The 21,611-nt window shown below is 70.8% G+C and carries 15 protein-coding genes; 9 read left to right on the forward strand and 6 right to left on the reverse strand.

The window, feature by feature from the left end; genetic code table 11:
* The first annotated feature begins 15 nt into the window (after window positions 1-15).
* From ACYVIH_RS06325 to ACYVIH_RS06335, 3 genes are all read left to right on the forward strand, one after another.
* Entirely contained in the window at window positions 16-2,811 is a 2,796-nt protein-coding gene (locus ACYVIH_RS06325; RefSeq protein ID WP_460867266.1) for an Ig-like domain repeat protein, read from the forward strand.
* 202 nt (window positions 2,812-3,013) lie between these two features.
* Window positions 3,014-4,249, forward strand: a complete 1,236-nt coding sequence (locus ACYVIH_RS06330; RefSeq protein WP_460867268.1) for a hypothetical protein — start codon at window positions 3,014-3,016, stop codon at window positions 4,247-4,249.
* A gap of 69 nt (window positions 4,250-4,318) precedes the next feature.
* On the forward strand, window positions 4,319-7,777 hold the full coding sequence (locus tag ACYVIH_RS06335; RefSeq protein ID WP_460867270.1) for a bifunctional glycosyltransferase/CDP-glycerol:glycerophosphate glycerophosphotransferase: 3,459 nt from the start codon (window positions 4,319-4,321) through the stop codon (window positions 7,775-7,777).
* Between the two features lie 113 nt (window positions 7,778-7,890).
* Here ACYVIH_RS06335 and ACYVIH_RS06340 read toward each other — a convergent pair whose 3' ends face one another.
* A complete protein-coding gene (locus ACYVIH_RS06340; RefSeq protein ID WP_460867272.1) occupies window positions 7,891-9,297 on the reverse strand; it encodes an SDR family NAD(P)-dependent oxidoreductase in 1,407 nt (468 codons plus the stop codon).
* A 107-nt stretch (window positions 9,298-9,404) separates the two neighbouring features.
* Between ACYVIH_RS06340 and ACYVIH_RS06345 the strand changes: the two genes are divergently transcribed.
* Window positions 9,405-11,042 carry a glycosyltransferase family 2 protein gene (locus ACYVIH_RS06345; RefSeq protein ID WP_460867274.1) on the forward strand — a complete coding sequence of 546 codons (1,638 nt, stop codon included), beginning with the start codon at window positions 9,405-9,407 and terminating at the stop codon, window positions 11,040-11,042.
* A 34-nt stretch (window positions 11,043-11,076) separates the two neighbouring features.
* Here the strand turns inward: ACYVIH_RS06345 and ACYVIH_RS06350 are convergent, their stop codons facing one another.
* The gene (locus tag ACYVIH_RS06350; RefSeq protein WP_460867277.1) at window positions 11,077-11,292 is read right to left on the reverse strand and encodes a PLD nuclease N-terminal domain-containing protein; all 216 of its coding nucleotides are present in this window, start codon (window positions 11,290-11,292) and stop codon (window positions 11,077-11,079) included.
* A gap of 63 nt (window positions 11,293-11,355) precedes the next feature.
* Between ACYVIH_RS06350 and ACYVIH_RS06355 the strand changes: the two genes are divergently transcribed.
* The 3 genes from ACYVIH_RS06355 to ACYVIH_RS06365 all read left to right on the forward strand — a co-directional run bounded on the left by ACYVIH_RS06355 (window position 11,356) and on the right by ACYVIH_RS06365 (window position 13,585).
* Window positions 11,356-12,060 carry a histidine phosphatase family protein gene (locus tag ACYVIH_RS06355; protein ID WP_460867279.1) on the forward strand — a complete coding sequence of 235 codons (705 nt, stop codon included), beginning with the start codon at window positions 11,356-11,358 and terminating at the stop codon, window positions 12,058-12,060.
* Between the two features lie 93 nt (window positions 12,061-12,153).
* On the forward strand, window positions 12,154-12,750 hold the full coding sequence (locus ACYVIH_RS06360) for an RNA polymerase sigma factor (protein ID WP_460867281.1): 597 nt from the start codon (window positions 12,154-12,156) through the stop codon (window positions 12,748-12,750).
* 1 nt (window position 12,751) lies between these two features.
* Window positions 12,752-13,585, forward strand: coding sequence for a hypothetical protein (locus ACYVIH_RS06365; protein ID WP_460867284.1), 834 nt, complete (start codon window positions 12,752-12,754; stop codon window positions 13,583-13,585).
* A gap of 335 nt (window positions 13,586-13,920) precedes the next feature.
* Here ACYVIH_RS06365 and ACYVIH_RS06370 read toward each other — a convergent pair whose 3' ends face one another.
* Both ACYVIH_RS06370 and ACYVIH_RS06375 read right to left on the reverse strand, forming a co-directional pair.
* Window positions 13,921-14,535, reverse strand: a complete 615-nt coding sequence (locus ACYVIH_RS06370) for an acyltransferase (RefSeq protein WP_460867286.1) — start codon at window positions 14,533-14,535, stop codon at window positions 13,921-13,923.
* Window positions 14,536-14,544: 9 nt separating this feature from the next.
* On the reverse strand, window positions 14,545-15,747 hold the full coding sequence (locus tag ACYVIH_RS06375; RefSeq protein WP_460867288.1) for an NADH-quinone oxidoreductase subunit D: 1,203 nt from the start codon (window positions 15,745-15,747) through the stop codon (window positions 14,545-14,547).
* Between the two features lie 318 nt (window positions 15,748-16,065).
* Here ACYVIH_RS06375 and ACYVIH_RS06380 point away from each other — a divergent pair, with 318 nt between their 5' ends.
* Together ACYVIH_RS06380 and ACYVIH_RS06385 are read left to right on the forward strand one after the other, a co-directional pair.
* Window positions 16,066-16,557 carry a PH domain-containing protein gene (locus tag ACYVIH_RS06380; protein ID WP_460867290.1) on the forward strand — a complete coding sequence of 164 codons (492 nt, stop codon included), beginning with the start codon at window positions 16,066-16,068 and terminating at the stop codon, window positions 16,555-16,557.
* Window positions 16,554-18,287: a PH domain-containing protein gene (locus ACYVIH_RS06385; protein ID WP_460867291.1), complete on the forward strand. Its 1,734-nt coding sequence runs from the start codon at window positions 16,554-16,556 to the stop codon at window positions 18,285-18,287. The genes ACYVIH_RS06380 and ACYVIH_RS06385 overlap by 4 nt, the downstream gene beginning before the upstream one ends.
* 101 nt (window positions 18,288-18,388) lie before the next feature.
* On the opposite strand, the gene ACYVIH_RS06390 is transcribed toward ACYVIH_RS06385, so the two are convergent.
* Window positions 18,389-20,467 (reverse strand): acyltransferase family protein, encoded by a 2,079-nt coding sequence (locus tag ACYVIH_RS06390; protein WP_460867294.1) that lies wholly within the window; start codon window positions 20,465-20,467, stop codon window positions 18,389-18,391.
* Window positions 20,468-20,554: 87 nt separating this feature from the next.
* Window positions 20,555-21,580 carry an SAM-dependent methyltransferase gene (locus ACYVIH_RS06395; protein ID WP_460867296.1) on the reverse strand — a complete coding sequence of 342 codons (1,026 nt, stop codon included), beginning with the start codon at window positions 21,578-21,580 and terminating at the stop codon, window positions 20,555-20,557.
* Window positions 21,581-21,611: the final 31 nt, after the last annotated feature.

Raw genomic sequence — 21,611 nt, forward strand, 5'->3', positions numbered from 1 at the left:
TCTGAAAGGCATCTGTTGCGTTCACACCCCGGCGAGCCGCACACCTACCTGCGAATCCGGGTCAGACGGGCCGCGGTCGTCGTGTGTTCTGGGACGCTGGTGCTCGGAAGCGCCGGCCTCGCCCAGGCAGATCTGACGCCGGACCCGCTCCGGGACCCGGCTAGCGAGAGCGTGCAGACGCTCCAGCGCAATGTGCTCGCCAAGGCGACGCCGGACCGCTGCTACTACGGCACCGACGTGCCGATGGGGGCCATCGACCCCGACGGCACCTGCCCGACCAAGACGTTCACCGTTGGCGAGACTACCGTGACCCGTGAGGGCACACTGAAGGTCAACCAGGCCTACGTCTGGGGCCTCGCGAAGTCCGCGAACCACCGGCTGTGGTGGGGCACCGGCCCGAACATCCACTGCCTGGTGATGTCGGGCTATCTCGGCCAGAACAACCCGGTCGAGACCAGTTCCTACGTCTGTGACCCCGACCAGAACTTCGTGCCTCCGGACATCTTCATGTACGACGAGGTGACCGGTGTCCAGACCAAGCTGAACAGCCGGGTCTCCACAGCAGATGCCACGAAGTTCGGCGGGACGCTCGGTATCCGCTCCGCCGGCGCGGCTGACGGCGTCGTCTTCTTCGCGGGGCCGGCGTACACCGGCGGGATCAACATCTTCGCCTTCGACGACACCACCGGCGCGTACCTCGGCTCGACGAGCTTCGCGCAGTACACCAACATCCGGAAGTGGGTCCTCGTCAACGGCGAGCTCTACACCGGCGTCGCGGTGAAGCCGAGCACGGAGCACCCCAAGGGCGGCGGCATGATCATGCGCTGGACGGGCTCGAGAACGGACCCGTTCCAGTTCGAGAACGTCGGCTACATCGACGGTGAGGGCGCGGAGCTGGCCGAGCACGACGGACGGCTGTTCGTCGCGACCTGGCCGTGCTGCGAGTCCGAGACTGTGACCGACGAGGCCCCCGCAGGCGTGTGGATGAGCCCGCTGTTCGGCAGCGACCACATGCTCAAGGCTGCGGACCTCAACGGTTGGACGAAGGTTTGGTCGACGGCCGACTACGACCCTGACCCGATCATCGGCAGCCACTACGGCGGCGGCGCGCTGGTCTCCTACGGCGGCCAGCTGTACTGGGGCACCATGCACGTCCCGGGCACCGCGCTCGCCGAGCTCAGCGCCACCTACGGCGAGGAGTACCCCGACGAGATGGGTGTCGAGGCCTACATCCGGGCCAACCGGGCGATCGTGATTTTCCGCGGCGACAACTTCACCGACGGCAAGACCGACACCCCGATCGAGGTTCTCTACGGGGACGCGCAGGAGTGGGCGTTCGACGGTGAGACCGGCACCTGGTCGCAGAAGCCGACCGGTGGCCACGCGGGCACCCCGACCGGCGGCGGCTCGTACGGCGCGTCCGGGTTCGGGACTCCGTTCAACAACTACACCTGGACGATGAGCGTCTACAACGGGCAGATGTTCGTCGGCACGATGGACTACACCTACCTGATCGAGGACATGCTCGACGAGCCTCAGCCTGAGGTGACCGCGCTGCAGGAGAGCGACAACCTCTTCCCGACGCTGGCGAACCTGATCGCGTCCATCCCGATGATCAAGTCCGGTGCGGACCTGTGGCGCTTCCCGGCCCCGGGCAGCAAGGCAGTGCCCGAGAGCCTCGAGGGTGTGGGCAACTACCTCAACTACGGCGTGCGCACGATGCTGGGCGACTCCGATGCTCTCTACATCGGCTCCGCCAACCCGATGAACCTGATGACCGACAAGACCGATGCCTACCCCGAGGGTGGCTGGGAGCTCATCAAGCTCACCGCGAAGGCCGTGCCTCCGCCTCCGCCGTCTCCGTCGGACACGACGGCTCCGGTTTCGAAGGCGTCGGCCCCGGCGGTCTCGACCGCGGCGACCTGGCAGGTCACCTACACCGCGACCGACAACTCCTCGGGTGTGGGCAAGGTCGAGCTCTTCGTGAAGAAGCCCGGCGCGACGACCTACGTCTCCGCGGGCGTCGACACCACGAGCCTGGACGGGAAGTTCGCGTTCGACTCCGGTGGCGTGGAAGGTGACTACGCCTTCTACACGGTGGCGACCGACAAGTCCGGGAACATCGAGGCCGTTCCGGCTACGCCGGATGCGGTGACCGAGTACACCAAGGCGGGCCCGGTCATCACCGACCTGACCGCTCCGGTGTCGAAGGCGAGGTCGCCGAAGGTCGCGCGGCACGAGTCCTTCAGGGTGCACTACGCCGCCAAGGACGAGTCCGCGGGTTCGGGCCTAGCCAAGGTCGAGCTGTTCGTAAAGGCGCCGGGTGCGGCGTCGTACAGCAAGGTCGCGGTCGATAGTGCCGACCGGATCGACGGCAAGTTCCGCTACACCGCGTCCGCGGGTGAAGGGGTCTACCAGTTCTACACGGTGGCCACCGACGTCGCGGGCAACGTCGAGAAGGCGCCGGCCAAGGCCGACACGACGACGCTCTACGACCACACGCCGGCGATGATCCACCGGCGCATGGGCAAGGGACCGTTCGTTCTCGACCTCGGTGACCACGACCGGTTGATGCTCCGGATGCGGACCAGCGAGCAGGTGTTCGCCACCTTCCTGATCCGGCACGAGGGCAAGCTGGTCAAGCAGTTCGGTCCGAAGCTCGTCGGCAAGGGTCTGGTGACCAGGTACTGGAACGGCACCGACCTCGACAAGAAGCTCTGCGAACCGGGCCGCTACACGCTGGTGATGAAGGTCAAGGACATGGCCGGAAACACCACGCTGCTGCGGACCCACCTGAGGATCCACCAGTAGTCCCGTCGGTCGAGCTTGTCGAGCTCGGGTCTCGACGAGCTCGACCACCGGTCGGGTCTCGACAAGCTCGACCACCGAAGAACGTGGTGCCGGGCCGCCCTCCCCACAGTGGCGGTCCGGCATCGCCGTGTGTGGGGCATGGTCCGCGTGCGAGGGGATACCGGCAGACTTGCCGTGTCCGAATCACCTCGAATGGGGACCAATGCCTCGACCGTTGACGACCGTCCGACCCCTCGGGCGCCGCGCCGCCGCCGCCGTGTCGGCGGGGCTGCTGCTCTCGCTCGCCGCGTGTGGCGGCACAGGTTCGAGTGGCGGCAAGGTCGATGAGGTTGAGGTCCTCACACAACAGCAGGCCGAGGAGGCGCTGCTCAGCGAGGAGAATCTCGGCGAGCAGTATCGCGTCGCGCCCGACGATGAAGATGACAATGACGACCTGACCGACATGGGCTGTCTCACCGCCCTCGGCGACCTCGAGGAGAAGGAAGCCGACACGGAGGCGGAGGTCGACTACGAGTTCGACGATGAGATGGGGCTGCCTGTCGTCTTCAGCGCTGTCTCGTCGTATGCGAAGACCGGTGAGCTCACTGATGCGTTCGAGCGGTTCCGCTCCGAGATGGAGGGCTGTGACCGCATCGAGCACACCGACGAGGACGGCGCCACGATGACCCTGGATCTGACCCTCGATGACGCGAAGGTCACCACCGACGTTGACGATCAGATCAACTTCTCTGGCACGGGGTCGATCGAGTCCGAAGGTTTCGAGCTTCCGATGGGGCTCTGGTTCACCGTCGCGCGCGTCGACAACCACCTCACGATGGTCGGGGTGAGTGACCTCGGCGACGGTGGTTCCTCGATGATCGGCTCGCTCGCTGAGGTCGCGGTCGACCGCCTGGTAGCGGTCGCCTCCGGGGAGGAGCCGCCCGCGACCGAGGTGGACGCAGCCGAACGTGGCACGGACCCCGCGGAGGAGGAGGGTGGCGGTTTCGAGAGCCTGCCTCTCGACGGGGGCAGCTACACCTGGGACTCGGGCATCACCCTGAAGATGAGCGTCGAGCGGGTCGAGCCCTGGGGAGCCACCGACGACTTTTGTGGGGACGGGAGCTGCGGGGTGGCCAACCCCGATGACACCCGGTTCGTGCTGAAGTACGAGGTGACCGTCCCCGAGACGTACTCCGAGCCGTTCGACCCGATGGGCTGCCCCGGACAGCTGCACGCCACGAGTGGCAGCGACGACGAGGCGCTGTCGCCGGTGGCGGGCGACCACTACCGTGAGCTGGGCGGCAAGATCTTCCCGGGCTCGACGAAGTTCGGTGTGGACGAGTACTACATCGAGAAGGCGTACGCCGACCAGGAGTTCTACATCGAGTCCAGCTGCGGTGACCCCGACTTCTCCGGCGAGACCGCGTACTTCGTCGGCCCCATCGACGACGTCAGCTGACATCCTTCGGACGCGGGTAGCATGCGGGATCGGCCAGCCCGACCCGACGGCGACAGCGAGGACCCAGCGATGCGGTGGACCGGAAAGGCAGCTGACCGGCTGCGCCGGGGTCTGCGCCGCCTCCCTGGCTCGACTCCCAGCGCCGTCGTGGACGTGATCGTCACTGTCGCGGACGAGCAGCGGGAGCTCGTCGAGGCGTGTCTGCGCAGCATCGACTCGCAGACCTACGACGCCGTGGAGACCCACGTGGTGCGGTACGGCCGCGACGAGGCGTTCAAGACGATCGGCGAGGCCCGAAACGCCGCGCTGGATCGAGCGGAGGGGGAGTGCGTCCTCTTCCTCGAGGCCTCCGAGACCCTCGCCAACGGCGCGATCGCGTCGATGGTCGAGCGGCTCGAGTCCACCGGCTCGGACCTGGCCGTCGGCGGCTTGGATCGCGAGGGTGACCTGCCCGGCGTACGCCACCCCGACCGCAGCCGCACAACTGTTGCCGCAACGCCTGAGCTGGTCACCGACTCCGCGTGGGGCAACAAGCTGTTCCGGCGCGGGTTCTGGGACTCCGTCACCCCGTCGCTGCCTGCCGCGCCACTGGCCGGGCTCGGCGCGGTCGTCACGCGCGCACTCGTCACCGCCAGCGCGATCGACCTGCTGCCCGGGTCCGTCTGCGAGGCCGCTGACCCGGGTGCCGGCCTGCCGTTCGGGCAGGTGCTGACGGTCATGGACGGCGTCGAGCACTGGCTCGCCTCCCTTGCCGAGACCGACCAACTGCTGCGCGCCCCCGACCTCGCGCCGGTACGACGGACGTGGCTGGCGGCCTTCCTCAAGACCGAGGCGATCAGCTACGTCGACGCGGTGGAGTCGGCCACCGACGAGCAGTGGCAGGCGCTCTGCGAGGCGCTCGGTCCGCTGATCGATGAGGGAGCCGAGCATCGCGCCGGCCTGCCGTGGGAGTCGCGGACCAAGCTGTGGTTCGTCGAGCAGCGGCGGCGCGACTGGCTGGAGGAGTTCCTGCACCGCCGGCGCTGGGAGGGTCCGGGACACCCGACCGAGGTGCGCGGCGGCCGGGTGTACGCGACCGTCTGGCCGCACGGCGACGCTTCGGTCCCACTGCCGGAGGACCGGCTGGAGCTCACCGAGGACGAGACACCCCTGGTCGCCTCGCTGCGGATGGTCCGCTTCGTGGATGCCGAGACGCTCGCGTTGGATGTGTTCGCCTACGCCACCCTGGTCGACGACGGTGGCGAGCGCCCCGAGCTGACGGCGGTTCTCGTCTCCGACGCCGGCGACCGCGTCTCGCTGGACGTAGAGCACAGACCGGATCTGGAGGTCACGCGCTTTGCTCGTGAGCGGTTCCAGGGCCACGACCAGGGTGGCTTCACGCTGATCGCGAGGGCCGATTCGCTGCTCGGTGCCACGCGGTGGCGGGTCGAGATCTCCCTTGCCTACAAGGGGATCACGCGCTCCGGGACGATCAACCACCGCGAGCTCAACGGCGTCGTGGGGAAGCGGCCACGCCGGCTCGCGCACGGCAGGCTGTGGGGGCCGAGCCCGCTCGGTCGCGACGGGGTCGTCATCGAGGTCGCCGAGCCGGCGGTCGTGCTGGCCGATGCGGAAGTCGAGGGGCGCACGGTTCGCGGACGGCTCGAGGGACCGAGGGCGGGCGAGGTGGTCGAGGTCCAGGTCTCGACCCTTCGACGGGCTCAGGGCACCGCGAGCTCGACCACCGGGGCGGGCTCGACCAGCGGTGGAGGCTCGACCAGCAACGGGTTCGAGGTGCCGCTGCCGGACATCGGGTTCGGCAACCGTGACGGTGAGGACCCTGAGTGGCAGGTGCGGGCAGCCACGGCGGACGGGACGGAACTCCCGATCGCGTTCCCGGCAGCCCCTGCGGACGGCTGGATCAGCGACGACGTCGGCGAGGTCGCCTGGCGCCGCTCCCGCGACGGCCACGCGGCGGTGCACGAGGTCGCACACCGGGCGGTGGTCACCGGCGTCGAGCTCGACGGTGAGGAGATCGTCGTACACCTGCGGTGGCTGGGTCGGCCACCCACCGACTGGTCGCTGGCGCTGGTCAACGTACGCGTCACCCTGCCCGGCACGATCGCCGCACAGGAGGGCCGGACCGCCACCGTCCGGATCCCCACCACCTGCGACGAATGGGGCCTCGGCACCACCACCGCGCCGAGCGGGATCTACCGGTTCGCGCTGACCACGCCGGACGGCATGACCGAGGTGGTGGGCACCGACGAGGAGCTGGTCACCCGCACCCCGGTCAACCTGCTCGGACCGACGCTGAGGATCCGCGTGCGGCAGACCCCGAGACACCGGCTCGCGCTGCACCTCCAGGCGCCGCAGGCCGACGACGAGGTGGGCCCGCGGGCGCAGCGGCTGCTGCACGAGGAGTACCTCACCAAGCAGCACGTGCTGGACTCCAACGCCGTGTACTTCCAGGCCTACACCGGTCAGACGGCCACCGACAGCGCGCGGGCGATCCACGAGCACCTGCACCGGCACTACCCGCACCTGACGTTGTACTGGGGCGTGGCCGACCTCTCCGTCGACCTGCCCGAGGGTGCGGTGCCGGTCGTGATGCGCACCCGCGATTGGCACGACGTGCTCGGCAGGGCGACGTACCTGGTCAACAACATCGAGTTCGACAAGTGGTTCGTCAAGCAGCCGGGGCAGAGGTTCCTGCAGACCTTCCACGGCTACCCGGCCAAGTCGATGGGGCTCGTGCAGTGGCGGGCCAAGCGGTTCCCCGAGCGCAAGATCCAGGCCGAGCTCGACCGCACGATGCGCAAGTGGGACCTGATCCTCACGCCGTCGCCGGAGATGGACGAGCACTACCGGGAGCAGTACGCCTACGACGGGCCGATCCACAACCAGGGCTACCCGCGCGACGACCTGCTGGTCTCGCCCGAGGCGGAGCAGGTCCGACGGGAGACCCGGGAGCGGCTCGGCATCGCTCCGGACCAGAAGGTGGTGCTCTACGCGCCGACCTTCCGGGACCACCTCGCCACCGCGCACCGCTCCGCCGAGCTCGCCGAGCACCTCGACCTGGAGACCGCCTCGGAGGCGCTGGGGCCCGACTATGTGTTCCTGATGCGCGGGCACCGGTTTCACTCCTCCGGCGCGCAGCGGCTGGGCCGGTCGCGGCGGCTGATCGACGTCACCGACTACCCCGAGGTCAACCACCTGATCCTCGCCGCCGACGCCGCGGTGCTCGACTACTCCTCGCTGCGGTTCGACTTCGCGCTGACCCGGCGGCCGATGGTGTTCCTGGTGCCCGACCTCGACGTGTACTCCGGTCCGGTCCGCGGGTTCCTGTACGACTACCGGAGCACCGCGCCCGGGCCGCGGCTGTCCGACGCCGCCGAGGTGGTCGACGCGCTGCGAGACCTGGACCGACTCGCCGCCGAGCACGGGCCGGCGATCGAGACCTTCCTCGACACCTACCAGCGCTGGCAGGACGGGCACGCCACCGAGCGCGTCGTCCGGGCGTTCTTCGGTCCCCCGCCCGGGTCCTGAGCGGTACGACGAGCACCGGGCTGCGCGTCGTACTCCCCACGCGTTGTGGACGCATCACCAGCGTCATGCCGCGTGTTCAGCGTCCATAACCCCGCGTTACAAGGGGAAAGGGGCTACTCGTCGGCCCAGATGCTCGGGTCGGTCTTGCGCAAGTCGACGATGTGACCGGTCTCCCCGGAGAGCAGGATGTCGAGCGCCGAGCGGGCGACGGCGACCGAGTCGAGAAGCGTCTCGGCCGGCTCCTCGCCGAACGCCTTGGAACGCATCGGGGTGCGCGTGCGCTCGGGGTTGAGGCAGTTCACCTTCACGCCCGATCCCGCCCACTCGTCGGCGAGCGCCTGGGTGAGGTTGACGACGCCGGCCTTCGCCGAGGAGTACAGGCTGTAGCCGCTGCGCCCGCGGGTGTAGGAGCTGGAGGTGAAGAACAGCAGGCCGCCCTGGCTCGCCGCGAGCGAGGGGAAGGACTCCTGGGCGATCAGGATCGGCGCGATGTAGTTGATCTCGGTCGCGGCGTAGACGGTCTCCTCCGAGGAGTCGACCAGATCCCCGCGCGGCAGCACGCCCGCGGTGTTGACCACGAAGTCGACCGACCCGCGCTCGGCCAGCACCTCGGCCAGCGCGTCGGCGACGTCCGCCCGCCGCTCGACGTGGGTGCCGGTGCTGGAGCGGCTGAACGCGTGCACGTGCGCGCCGTGCTCCGCGGCGAGCTTCACGATGTCCGCGCCGATGCCGTAGCTGCCGCCGAAGACGACCATGGTCTTCCCGGCCAGCGCAGCCTGGTACTCCGCCTCCGTGCGCGGCCCGCCCGGGAGGTCCTGGGTGGTCAGCTGGAAGAGCTTGTCGGCGAGGTAGACGTCGATCGGCTCGGTGACCTTCATGTTGCGCTCGTCGCCGGGCACCACCCAGATCGGCACCTCGGGCAGGTAGCGCAGCACGACACCGCAGTCGTCGGTCGCGGCGAAGTCGGGGTCGGCGCCGGCGAGCTCGTAGGCCCGCTTGATCACCGACGCGCGGAAGGCCTGCGGGGTCTGCCCGCGGCGCAGCGAGGCCCGCGGCGGGATCGCGCTGATCGTGTTCGCCTCGTCGACCTCGATGATCGTGTCCGCCGAGGGGATCGCGACGTCGACGGCGTCGTACCGGTCGAGCGCCTCGAAGCACTCCCCGATGATCCGCGGCGTCACCAGCGGACGGACCGCGTCGTGGAAGAGCACCTTGCAGTCCCGCTCGCCGAGGTGCTCCAGCGCACGCAGCGTGGTGCCGTTGCGGGTCTCGGCGCCCTCGAGCACCGCGGTCACCTTCGGGTACGCGCCGTCGCGCAGGATCGCGTGCACCGCGTCGAGGTGGCCCGGCGCCATCATGATCACGATCTCCTCGACCACGTCGTGGTCCTGGAACGCCGCGAGCGTGTGCTCGAGGATCGTGCGGCCGGCGATCTTGATCAGCTGCTTGGGGATGTCGAGTCCCACGCGCGCGCCGACCCCGCCGGCGAGGAGCACGGCGACGTTCTCGGCCGGTGGCATGGGGGCTCCTCAAGGCTCAGGGTGCGGGAAAGGCTCGCTGTTAGTATCAACCCGCCCAGACGGCAGGCAAGCGCGGGGATCTCCCGCGGCGCTTTCGGAAGGACCCGATGACGACTCCGGACGTGACCGTGGTCGTCGCGGTCTACAACACCATGCCGTACCTGCTGCGGTGTCTGGACTCGCTGCTTGAGCAGAGCATCGGCCACGACCGGCTCGAGGTCGTCGCCGTCGACGACGGGTCCACCGACGAGAGCGGCCGGGTGCTCGACGAGTACGCCGAGCAGCACGCGGGTGTGATCCGGGTGATCCACCAGCCGAACTCCGGCGGCCCGGCGGCGCCGAGCAACCGCGCGCTCGACGTCGCGACCGGACGCTATGTGTTCTTCCTCGGCTCCGACGACTACCTCGGGCCCGAGGCGCTCGAGCGGATGGTCGCCTTCGCCGACGAGCACGAGTCCGATGTCGTGGTCGGCAAGATGGTCGGCGTCAACGGCCGCGGCGTGCACCAGGGGCTCTTCGCGGACGGCAACCAGGTCGACGTCGACGTGTACGGCCCCAAGCTGCGCTGGGCGATGGCCAACACCAAGCTGTTCCGCCGCGAGCTGATCGAGCGACTCGGGCTCCGCTACCGCGAGGACATGCCGTTCGGCAGCGACCAGCCGTTCACGCTCGCCGCCTGCGTGCACGCCCGCCGGATCTCGGTGCTCGCCGACTACACCTGCTACTACGCCGTGCAGCGCGAGGACCGCAGCAACATCTCCTACAAGACGCCCTACGAGGACCGCGTCGACAACATCCACGCGATGATGCAGGCCGTCGCCGACCTGGTCCCGCCCGGTCCGCACCGCGACACCCTGCTCACCCGACACTTCGCCTGGGAGATCCCGCGGCTGCTGCGCCAGGACCTGCTGGACTCCCCGGAGTCGGCTCAGCGCGCCGTGTGTGCAGGTGTACGTCGGATGGCCGACCTGTGGCTCACCGACGAGATGCTCGACGAGCTCCCCGTCTCGCCGCGGCTGCGCGTGTCCGCCGCGCGACGCGAGGATCTCGACCTGCTCACCGAGCTGGTCCGTGACGGCCGCACCGCACCCGACGTGATCCACCTCGCCGAGGGACACGCGCTGGCGGTCCTGCCCGGCTTCGGGCGCGCGGACCTGCCCGAGCGGCTGTTCCGGATGGCGCCGGTCGGTGTCTCGGGTCGCCTCGGTGAGCTCGCCCGGCTCGGGGACGTGCGGGTCCACGACGACGAGCTGCACGTCGAGGTGCGCCTGCCGGTGACCGGGGCCGATGCCGCTGCGGCGTTCTCCGGGCGGCTGGATCCGGTGGGGCCAGGTGGCCCGCTCGGCTCGGCCGCCCAGGTCAGCAAGGCCGGCCGGCTCGGGTCGGCCGGCCCCGTCGGCAAGGCCGGTCCGCCCGCGCCCTCTGCCGTCGCGGTGACCCCGGTGCAGGTGACCGGCGACGGGCTCACCCTCGACATCGTCGTCGACCTCGGTGCCGTTGCGTCATCCGGTCCCGGCCCGTGGCGGCTGGTGCTGTGCGGGGAGCTCGACGCCGGCGTGTTCGACGTACGCCTGCCCGCGCCGGCCCACGAGCAGACCGCACGGTTCTGGCACCGTGGGCGCCCGCACGAGGTCCGGGTCGGTCGAGTCCCGAAGGGTCGGGCACTGGCGATCGAGGTGGGCCCGTTGCCGACGCGCGACGTGGCGCGCGCCGCCCTGCGTCGCCTCCGCCGAAGCGCCGGCTGACCCCTCCGGGCCCCGCAGCGGCGCCGGGCTCAGTTCACCGGCGCCCGAACGCCAAGTAGGCCAGCGGGCCGAACGGCTGCACCGCGAACGGCGCTCCCCACAGTGCCTTCGGGCCACGGACGCTTGCTGCCGGCCGGCGCCGGAGGTCGCGCGCGGCCCAGGTCGTCAGGACCAGCTCGACCGCCATCCCGGCCAGCAGGGCCTTGCGCTGCCCCGACGACAGGTCGCTCCACTTCTTGTTGCCACTCATGTCGCCATCGTACGAACGGAGCCGACCGGTGGGCGGGGAAACCGGCGCACGTACGATCGGCCGGTGCGCCTGCTTCTCATCCGTCATGGACAGACCCCGAACAACGTGGCCGGGGCGCTCGACACGGCCTTTCCCGGCGCCGGCCTGACCGCGCTCGGACAGGCCCAGGCGAAGGCGATTCCAGACGTGCTCGCCGGCGAGACGATCGCGGGCATCTACGCCTCGCCGCTGGTCCGCACGCAGCTCACCGCGGAGCCCCTCGCGCAGGTGCGGGAGCTCGACGTCTCGGTGCGGGCCGGGCTCGAGGAGATCCCGGCGGGTGCGTTCGAGCTGCAATCCGACACCGACGCCGTGGAGGCCTACGTCGGCTGCGTGGCTCGCTGGATGCAGGGCGACCTCGACCACGGCCTGCCGGGCGGCACCACGGGACACGAGTTCATCGGCCGCTACGGGGCCGCGCTGCGAACCATCGCCGTGGAGCACGATGCCGACGACACCGTCGTGGTGTTCAGCCACGGCGCCGCGATCCGGGTCTACACCGCGCTCGCCGCCAAGCTCGACCCGGAGGTCGCCACCGAGCTGCGGCTGATGAACACCGGGATGAGCGTGCTCGACGGCCATCCCGAGAGCGGTTGGGAGCTGGCCCGCTGGTCCACCGAGCCGCTCGGCGGCCTCGCGCTCGAGGACCGCGGGGCGCACGACGTCACCGGAGAGAGCGCCGACGAGGCCATCGACGAGGCCATCGACGAGGCCATCGACGAGGCCTGAGTCCGGATGCGTCGGTTTAGCGGGTGGACCTCCTGGGGTATATGTCCGCCTTGCACACTTGAGTCTCTCGGGAAAGTTGTTGGGCGGTGACCGATGGCGACGGATTTCGCCGAGCGACTCGCAGGGGCGAAGGCCGGTGACGAGGCATGCTTCGTCGAGCTCTTCCGCTCCGTGCAGCCATCGCTGCTGCGCTACCTGAGCACCTTGGGCGGCGCGCTGGCCGAGGACGTGGCGGCCGAGACCTGGGTGAGCGTGCTCAAGGGACTGCCCCGGTTCAAGGGTGACGAGGCCTGCTGGCGCAGCTGGGTGTTCACAATCGCCCACGCCCGGCTGCGCGACGCACAACGGAAGGCGGTCCGCACGCCCGTGCCCGCTGACACCACCCGGCTGCTGGAGACCCGCCCCGGCCGCGCCGACGTCGCCCTCGACGTGGAGGAGATGTTCTCCACCGAGGCGGCACTCGCCCTGGTCGGCTGGCTGCCCAAGGACCAGTCGGAGATCGTCCTGCTGCGGTACGTCGCCGGGCTCGACGTCGCGGCGACGGCGAAGGTCGTGGGCAAGCGGCCGGGCGCCGTACGCGTCGCCGCACACCGCGGCCTCAAGCGGCTCGCCGAGCTGCTCGGGCCCGCACCCGGCGGTTCGGGCGCGGGGGCTGTAACGCATTCGAAGCGCGGATCGGTAACGGAGTGACATGTTGAACAATCACCGACGCCCACACGACGACCACCCGCTCGACGAGCGCGTGGCCGCGCTGCTCGCGGCTGCAGCCGCCCCCACCGAGACCGGCCCCGTGCCGGGGGAGGAGGAGGCGCTCGCCGCGTTCCGTGCGTCGCAGCAGACCACTGGGAGGTCACTCTTGCGTTCCCCCATCACTCCGGCCAAGACCGCACTCGCCGCCGCGCTCGGTGCCGGCGTCCTGCTCACCGGCGGCGTCGCTGCCGCCGCGACCGGGTCGCTGCCCGGTGCCGCCCAGGACAAGGCCAGCGAGATGCTGACCAAGGTCGGTGTCACCGTGCCGGGTGCCGACGAGAACGCCGCCGGCAACCCCGACCAGCGTGGCAAGTCGGCCGACGACGCCGAGGAGACCGAGTCCACCGACGAGGCCACCCAGACCACGGACGACTCCACCACCGGGGGCACCGAGGACGTCGTCGACGCCCCCGCTGTCGTGGACGACGGCTCCGAGGACGTCGAGTCGAACGGCAAGGGTGAGGCGGTCCGCGAGCTCGCGAAGAGCGAGGAGACCTCCGGCGTCGAGAAGGGTGCGGCCGTCTCCGGCTACGCCTCCGGCGGCAAGAGCAAGGCCGGTGAGAACCACCAGCAGGGCAAGCCCGCCGAGGACGGCGACGACACCGAGTCCGGCGAGGAGCCGACCGAGGGTGACGACGAGCCCACCACCGGCGAGACCAAGTCGGCCGAGAAGCGCACCGACGGCGAGGCGAAGTCGGCCGAGCAGAAGACCGACGGCCAGGCCAAGTCGGCCGAGAAGCGCCCTGCCTCCGAGGACACCGACTCCGAGGACTGAGGCGCCCCACGACGCGCGTGTGCTCTCCACCCGCCTGGAGGGCACACGCGCACCGTCGCCGACCGGGCCCGGAACCCCTGTCGAGCCCGGCCGGCGACGCTTCTCCAGGCCTTGAGCACTGATCTCAGGCCGGACCCCTCACGTGCCCGAGTGGCAGCTCTGACGTGCCTGGGAGGCGACAGAGCCCCGCTCGGGCACGTGGCGTCTCCGGCCGGCCCCCGCTGGTCGAGCTTGTCGAGACCCGGCTGGTCTCCGCTGGTCGAGCTAGTCGAAACCCGGGCGCCATCTGCTGGTCGAGCTTGTCGAGTCCAGCGGTGCGGGCCCGGCCCGGCGCCCTAGCGCCCCGGCTCGACGAGCTGGACGGAGCCGTCGGGGGCGCGCTCCTCGCGGTACAGCGAGCCGGTCTTGGGGCAGGTCCAGGTGCCCTCGCTGTCGGCGGCCTCGAGGCGCATCCCGGCGCGGCCGACCCAGCCGATCTGGCGGGCGGGCACACCGACCACCAGCGCGAAGTCGGGCACGTCGCGGGTCACCACGGCACCCGCGGCGACCATCGCCCAGCGACCGATCCGGACCGGTGCGACACACACCGCGCGGGCCCCGATCGAGGCACCCTCGCCGATCTTCACGCCGACCGCCTCCCAGTCGCCGCCACGCTTGAGCTTGCCGTCGGGGTCGACCGAGCGGGGGTACTCGTCGTTGGTCAGCACCGCGGCCGGGCCGATGAACACCCCGTCGCCGAGCTCGGCGGGCTCGTACACCAGCGCGTAGTTCTGCAGCTTGACGTTGTCGCCCATGACGACACCCGGTCCGACGTACGCGCCGCGGCCGATCACGCACCCGGCGCCGAGCCGGGCGTCCTCGCGGATCTGGGCCAGCTCCCACACCGACGTGCCGTCGCCGACCGTCGCGGACTCCGCGACCTGCGCTGTGGGCTGGACTCGGACCGTCACGGGATGCTCCTACTTGTCGACGTCACCGACTACGAAGAACATCGAGCCTAGTATCGACACCATGTCGGCCACGACGCAGCCCGTCAGCAACTCGGGCAGCACGGCCACGTTGTTGAACGACGCCGTGCGCAGCTTCATCCGCCACGGCGTCTTCTCCCCGCGCGAGACCAGGTAGTAGCCGTTGATGCCGAGCGGGTTCTCCGTCCAGGCGTACGTCGATCCCTCGGGTGCCTTGAGGATCTTCGGCAGCCGCACGTTGATCGGGCCGCGGTCGAGCGAACGGAGCCGGTCGATGCACGCCTCGGCGATGTCGAGGGAGACCTGCACCTGGTCCAGCAGCAGGCCGAAGCGCGCGTAGCCGTCGCCCTCGGTGCGCACCGGCACGCGCATCACCCCGTCGGTGACCAGCTCGCCGTACGCCAGGTAGGGCTCGTCGCGGCGCAGGTCGAAGTCCACGCCGGAGGCGCGCGCGATCGGCCCGGAGACGCCGTACGCGTCGATCAGCTCCCGGGACAGGATCCCGACGTTCTGGGTGCGGGCCTGGAAGATCTCGTTGCCGAAGATCAGGTCCTCGATCTGCGGCATCCGGGAGCGTACGGCGCGCACCGCCTCGCCGCACCGGTCGAGCCAGCCGGCCGGGATGTCGTCCTTGAGGCCGCCGACCCGGTTGAACATGTAGTGCATCCGGCCACCGGAGAGCTCCTCCATCACCTGCTGGATCGTCTCGCGCTCGCGGAAGGCGTAGAACATCGGTGTGATCGCACCGAGCTCGATCGGGTAGGAGCCCATGAACATCAGGTGGTTCAGCACCCGGTTCAGCTCGGCGAGCAGGGTCCGCAGCCACACCGCGCGCTCCGGCACCTCCATGCCGAGCATCCGCTCGACGGCGAGCACCACGCCGAGCTCGTTGGAGAACGCCGAGAGCCAGTCGTGCCGGTTGGCGAGCACGATGATCTGCCGGTAGTCGCGGACCTCGAACAGCTTCTCCGCGCCGCGGTGCATGTAGCCGATGATCGGCTCGGCGTGGACGATCCGCTCGCCGTCGAGGGTCAGCTGCAGCCGGAGCACGCCGTGTGTGGCGGGGTGCTGCGGGCCGATGTTGAGGATCATGTCCTGGGTGGCCATGCCCGGGCCGCCGCCGCGTTCGTAGCCGAACCCGGCTGCGCCTGCGCCCATGCCGACAGTGATCTGCTCGTGCTGCTGACCGGTCACCGGCCCATCGTGGCACGGCGGTGACCGGTTTGGGCCCACCGCGCCGGTTTCGCCGCCGGCCCTCGGACGGGACAGCAGCTCTTCCATCGGTTCCGGAGCCGATGTGGGATCGGCTCCGGAACCCCCTATGGAGGAGCCCCACGTGCTATCTCCGCGAGGGCCAACTACTACGAGGATCACCCCGAGCCCCGCGTTCTGTTCGCCGAATCGTGTCTTCGGTGCCTCTCGGGCCCGTTCGGGGGCCTCTCGGCAGCAGCCGATGCCCCCGACGGGTCAGTCCGGAGCCGCCCGAACGGGCCATCGCTAGCCTTGGCGGCGATGGACGATCTCTTCGCGCCCCCCGGCAACACCTGGCAGCCGGTCTCGCCCCAGCTCAGGCGGCTGCGCCGTGTCGTGCTCGCCGGCTGGGCGGGCGTCGTACTCGTGGCGCTGCTGGTGCTCGCCTGGCTGTTCTCGCTCCCACTCGGCGTGACCGTGCCCGCCGCGGTGGCGGTCGTCGCGCTCGCGGTCTGGGGGTGGTGGCTGGTCGGCCGCAACGTGCACCACTGGGGGTACGCCGAGCGCGACGAGGACCTCTACATCAAGCACGGGGCGCTGTTCCGCGAGCTCGTGGCGGTGCCCTACGGCCGGATGCAGTACGTCGACATCACCGCCGGACCGCTGGAGCAGCTGTACGGCATCGCCACCGTGCGACTGCACACGGCGAGCCCTGGCACCAGCGCCCGCATCCCCGGCCTGCCCGCCGATGACGCAGCTCGCCTACGGGACCGGCTGACCGAGCTCGGGGAGTCGCAGGCGGCCGGGCTGTGACCGAGCGTCCCCCGCAGCGGCTGTCCCCGCTGACCCCGGTCGTCCGCGGGTTCATCGTGCTGGTCGCCGCCGCCACGACGGTGTTCCGCGACGTCGCGCAGGGCGAGATCGGGCCCGCCGCGGTCATGTTCGCGCTCGTGCTGATCGGTGGGGCGGTGTACGGCCTCGCGTCGTGGCTGCGCACGACGTTCTGGATCGAGGCCGACGAGCTTCGCGTCGACACCGGCGTGGTCTCTCGGCAGTCACGCCGGATCCGGATCGACCGGCTGCAAGGGGTCGACATCGTGCAGCCGTTCGTCGCGCGGCTGTTCGGGCTCGCCGAGCTGCGCATGGACGTGGCAGGCGGCAACGCGCGCGAGGGTTCGCTGGCGTACCTGCCGCTCGCCGAGGCGGCCCGGCTGAAGGACCTGCTGCTCGACCGTCGCGCGGAGCTCGGGGGCGCCGGCGCCGCGAGAGCGGGCGTGGCCGGGCCGGCCGGGGCGACCGGGACGGGCGGGCAGAGCGCAGCGATTCTCGCCGCCGCCGCAGGTGGGGTGAGCCAGGGAATCGGCCGGCCCACCGGGTTGGGCTGGCCGGAGCTCGCCGGGGTCTCGACGGGCTCGGCCAGCGGGGTCTCGACCCTTCGACAGGCTCAGGGCACCGCGGGCTCGACCAGCGGGGTCTCGACCCCTTCGACGGGCTCAGGACATCGCCTTCGACAGGCTCAGGGCACCGCGGGCTCGACCAGCGGGGTCCGCCTGGCTACCGGGCTGGGATGGCCGGATGGGGTCTCGACGAGCTCGACCACCGGGGGCGGAGTCTCGACGAGCTCGACCACCGGCGGGGTCTCGACAGGCTCGACCACCGGCGGGGTCTCGACGAGCTCGACCACCGGCGGGGTCTCGACAAGCTCGACCACCGGGGCGAGCGAGCGAGTGGTGGCGCGGATCGAGCTGCCGATGCTGCTGAAGTCGATCGCGTACTCCGGCGAGACCGTGGTCATGCTCGTGGTGATCGTCGGGCTGCTGATCGGGTTCGGTGTGGCCGGCGAGTGGGTCGGCATCGGGGCGATCCTGCCGGTCGTGGCGGGGTTCGGCGTGTCGATGTTCCGCCGGTTCTCCCAGAACTACGGGTTCACCGTCTCGGAGACCCCGGCCGGCCTCCAGGTCAAGCGCGGCCTGTTCGACCTGAGCCGGCAGACGATCGCGCTGAAGCGGGTGCAGGGCGTGGTGGTGACCGAGCCGCTGATGTGGCGCCGGTTCGGCTGGGCCCGGCTCGATGTGTCGATCGCCGGCTACGGCACCGGGGTGGAGTCCGAGGCCGCACCTCCGACGGCAGTGCTCCCGGTCGGTCGGCGGGACGTGGTGCACGCGCTGGCCCGGCACGTCCTGCAGGGCCTGGAGCCGACCGAGGTGGAGCTCAAGCCTGTGCCGAGGCGGGCCCGGTGGTTCGCGCCGATCGGGTACCGGTACCTCGGCGTCGGCACCGACGAGCAGCTCGTCGTGGCCCGCGAGGGATGGGTGGGTCGTCGTACCCATGCCGTGCCGCAGGCCCGGGCCCAGTCGGTGCGGCTCACCCAGGGACCGTTGCAGCGCAGGCTCGGGCTGGCCGACGTACACCTGGACAGCCCGCCCGGCCCCGTCACCGCCCGCGCGAAGCACCGTGACGCCACCGAGGCCCGCCGGCTGTTCGACGTCGAGGTGGCGATGACCGCCTGGGCGCGCAGGCAGCTCGACGCCGACGCGCGCTGAGGGCCACAGGTCCGACTTCCCCAGCGCTGTGGACGCATCGCACGGCGTATGCCGCGTGTGGAGCGTCCATAACCCCGCGTTACAAGGGAGGAGGAGGGGGGTCAGATGCCGCGCAGGACGCCGCTCTGCTTGAGGCGGCGCCACACGGCCTCGCGGCGGTGCACGACGATGTCCTCGGTCAGGTGCAGCTTGTCCTTCCACACCACGATGTCGTCGACGACCGGCAGGCACAGCGGCGCGCCGTCGCAGAACACGTCGGCGACGTCGGCGGTGTAGACGTTGTCCGAGAGCGACGCCACGGTCTCGTAGAAGGTGTCGCTGGCCGGTTGCTCCTCGATCGGCACGGAGCACTGCTCGAGGGTCTCCGCCGCGGAGAGGCACTCCAGCGGATCGCGGTTGCCGGTCAGCGGGAGGCTGTTGAGCATCACCACGCGGCGGCCCTGGGCGCTGATCTGCTCCACGGTCTCCTTGGTGCTGTTGAACACCAGCTCGCGGACGTCGTCCTCGGTCGAGCCGTCGGCGCGGACCAGCCGCTTCTTCCAGCGACCGTCCTCGCGAGCCATCGCGGAGAGCACGACCACGTCGGGGTCGAGCTCGGGCAGCACCTTGTCGTACCAGGGCCCGCGGCTGTCGAGGCACTCCCTGGCGCGCTCCTCGTCGAAGTCGCTGTCGACCACGCCGGCCTGCCACGGGCAGCCGCGGACGGCGTTGACCGAGAGGGTCAGGTCGTGCTCCTGCGCCAGCTTCTTGAACATCGCGATCAGCATCTCGGCGTGGCTGTCGCCGACCAGCGCGATGTGCGTGCCGGAGCCCTTCACGAGGACGCAGGCGTCGGGGTCCTCGGGGGTGCAGGGCGGGTAGTCGTCCGGCTCCTTCATCAGCTTCTCGTAGTCGATCCCGCTCGGCACCGGCGCCTTGCGGTCGGCGCGGCTGACCTCGCGGACGTCGGAGTCACGCAGGGCTGCCTCGCTCGGCTCCGGCATCACCGAGGCGACCGGCACCGAGGCGACGGCGGTCGAGGCCAGACGCGGGGTGCGCTCGGAGCTGAGCACGACCGGCACCACGAGCGCAGCGACGGCGGCGCTGCTGGTGAGGCCGACCAGGGCGGTCTGCCAGCGGAAGGGGTGGAGCGCCTGCGCGCTGCGGATCGGGGTCTCCAGCACCTGGAACGACAGGGCCGCGAGTCCGGTGCTGAGGCCGATCGCGAGCGCCGCGACGGTCAGCGGCTTGATCTCGAGCACCTCGGTCAGCACCAGGATCACCGGCCAGTGCCAGAGGTACGTGCCGTAGGAGACCTTGCCGAGGAAGACCGGGATGTGCCGCGACAGCTGCCGGGAGAGGAAGCCGTCCTCGCTGAGCATGATGCCGCCGACGAGCGCGACCGAGGCGACGGTGGCGAGGATGCCGCGCCACGACGGGGTCAGCTCGAGCAGGCCGCTGCCGAGCACGAGCATGCTGACGAGCCCGACGCCCGCGACCACGCCACCTGCCCGGCCGGTGGGCCGGACGCTCGGCCGGGCGGCGAGCGCACGCATGCCGAGGGCGAGCAGCACCCCGGCCAGCATCTGGTAGAGCCGGGCGTCGGTGCCGTAGTAGGCCCAGCTGACGTTGAGCTGTGCCCACACCAGCTGCGAGACCAGGGATGCGGCGAGGAGGCCGCCGACGACGGCCGGGATCAACCGGGGGTGCTTGGCGGAACGGCGGAAGAGGAAGACCAGCAGCAGCGGGAAGAACAGGTAGAACTGCTCCTCGATCGCCAGGGACCAGAAGTGCAGGAACGGGCTCTCGTCGATTCCGGAGGCGAAGTAGTCCTGCTGCTTGAACAGGAAGTTCCAGTTCGCGACGTACAGCAGGGCGCTCTGCGCGTCACCGACCAGCGGCAGCCGGCGGGCCAGCGGTGTGATCAGCAGGAAGACCGTGGCCGTCGCGACGATCACCACGACCGCCGCGGGCAGCAGCCGGCGGACGCGTCGGGCGTAGAACCGGCCGATGTCGAGACGGCCTGTGCGGTCGAGCTCGCTGAGGATCACGCTGCTGACCAGGAACCCCGACAGCACGAAGAACAGGTCGACCCCGATGAACCCGCCGGCGGCCCAGGCCAGGCCGGCGTGGAAGAGGACGACGAGGTAGACCGCGATGGTGCGCAGTCCATCGAGAGCAGGCCGGTAGGTCCAGGGCATGGGCATCGACGTTACGGGAATTCCCTTTACCTTGCCCACTCCGGGTGAGCGAGCGCACAAGCCCTTTGTCCCCCGGATGGAACCGGCTCAAACCGACTGCGTGAGCCACCCCACAGCACCCCGTGCGGGACCGCCCGCAGCCGTCAGCACCCACCAGAACCCGCCGAGGCTGACCGGGTCGGTGAGCTCGGCGGCCTCACCCGCCGCGGAGAGCGCGCGGACGTAGCCCTGTGGGTCGCTGGTGGCCAGCGCCAGGTCGGGTCGGCGGCCCTCGACCCCGAGCCGGTGCAGCGCGTCTCTCTGGCGTACGACGGTCCCGCCGACCCGCGCCGCGACCGCGTCGACCGCGACGTCGGCGGTCACGTCACGCGACCCGTTCGGGAGTACGTCGACCTCGCGACCGTCGCGGTAGGAGCGCATCGACCCGAACACCGGCCGGTCGGCCGCCGTGTGCCCGTAGTCCACGGCGACGGCGAGCCCGTTGGTGACCCGGCTCACCACGTCGGCCCAGGCCTCGTCGCGGGTGGTGCCGACCTCGACCCGGGAGCCGGGTTCGGCGCCGTCGAGCGGCCACCACTGCTCGCACCACGCGGCCAGGCCCGCCGGCACGACCCGGTCGGTGAGCCGGGCGCCGAGCGTCTCGCGGCCGGTCGCGGGGTCGACGTGCACCACGCGCGGCACGCCCTCCGGGTCCACCTCGACGACGTGGCAGGGGATGTTGTCGAGCCACTCGTTGGCGACCACGAGCCCGTCGACCTCCACGGGCAGGGCCGGGGACCAGTCGATCGACCCGGGCAGCTCGACCGGACGCTCTGCGACCTCGACGCCGAGCAGGGTCAGCGACGGGTCGATCCGGTGCGCCTCGGCGAGCAGCTCGCCGCGTCCGGCGCCGACGTCGACGATCGTGTCCAGGCCGGCCCGCCGGGCGAGGTCGACCAGCGCCCGGGCGAACAGCGGTGAGGCATGCACCGAGGTGCGGAAGTGCGCCCGCGGCGACTCCCGCCGGAAGAACCCGCCGGGTCCGTACAACGCCGCGTCCCAGGCCGTCTTCCACGGCGGGTCGGTGGTCGGCGGCGGCATCGGCGGGATGCCCAGGCTGATCGGGCCGGTCATGCCGGTCAGGTTACGCGGACCGGGACAGGGG

The organism is Nocardioides pakistanensis, assembly GCF_054781215.1.

Bases quoted from the DNA above. Each gene is read 5' to 3' on its own strand.
- ACYVIH_RS06330 (WP_460867268.1), top strand. From the start codon at position 3,014: ATGCCTCGACCGTTGACGACCGTCCGACCCCTCGGGCGCCGCGCCGCC.
- ACYVIH_RS06335 (WP_460867270.1), top strand. From the start codon at position 4,319: ATGCGGTGGACCGGAAAGGCAGCTGACCGGCTGCGCCGGGGTCTGCGC.
- ACYVIH_RS06340 (WP_460867272.1), bottom strand. From the start codon at position 9,297: ATGCCACCGGCCGAGAACGTCGCCGTGCTCCTCGCCGGCGGGGTCGGC.
- ACYVIH_RS06345 (WP_460867274.1), top strand. From the start codon at position 9,405: ATGACGACTCCGGACGTGACCGTGGTCGTCGCGGTCTACAACACCATG.
- ACYVIH_RS06350 (WP_460867277.1), bottom strand. From the start codon at position 11,292: ATGAGTGGCAACAAGAAGTGGAGCGACCTGTCGTCGGGGCAGCGCAAG.
- ACYVIH_RS06360 (WP_460867281.1), top strand. From the start codon at position 12,154: ATGGCGACGGATTTCGCCGAGCGACTCGCAGGGGCGAAGGCCGGTGAC.
- ACYVIH_RS06365 (WP_460867284.1), top strand. From the start codon at position 12,752: ATGTTGAACAATCACCGACGCCCACACGACGACCACCCGCTCGACGAG.
- ACYVIH_RS06380 (WP_460867290.1), top strand. From the start codon at position 16,066: ATGGACGATCTCTTCGCGCCCCCCGGCAACACCTGGCAGCCGGTCTCG.
- ACYVIH_RS06390 (WP_460867294.1), bottom strand. From the start codon at position 20,467: ATGCCCTGGACCTACCGGCCTGCTCTCGATGGACTGCGCACCATCGCG.
- ACYVIH_RS06395 (WP_460867296.1), bottom strand. From the start codon at position 21,580: ATGACCGGCCCGATCAGCCTGGGCATCCCGCCGATGCCGCCGCCGACC.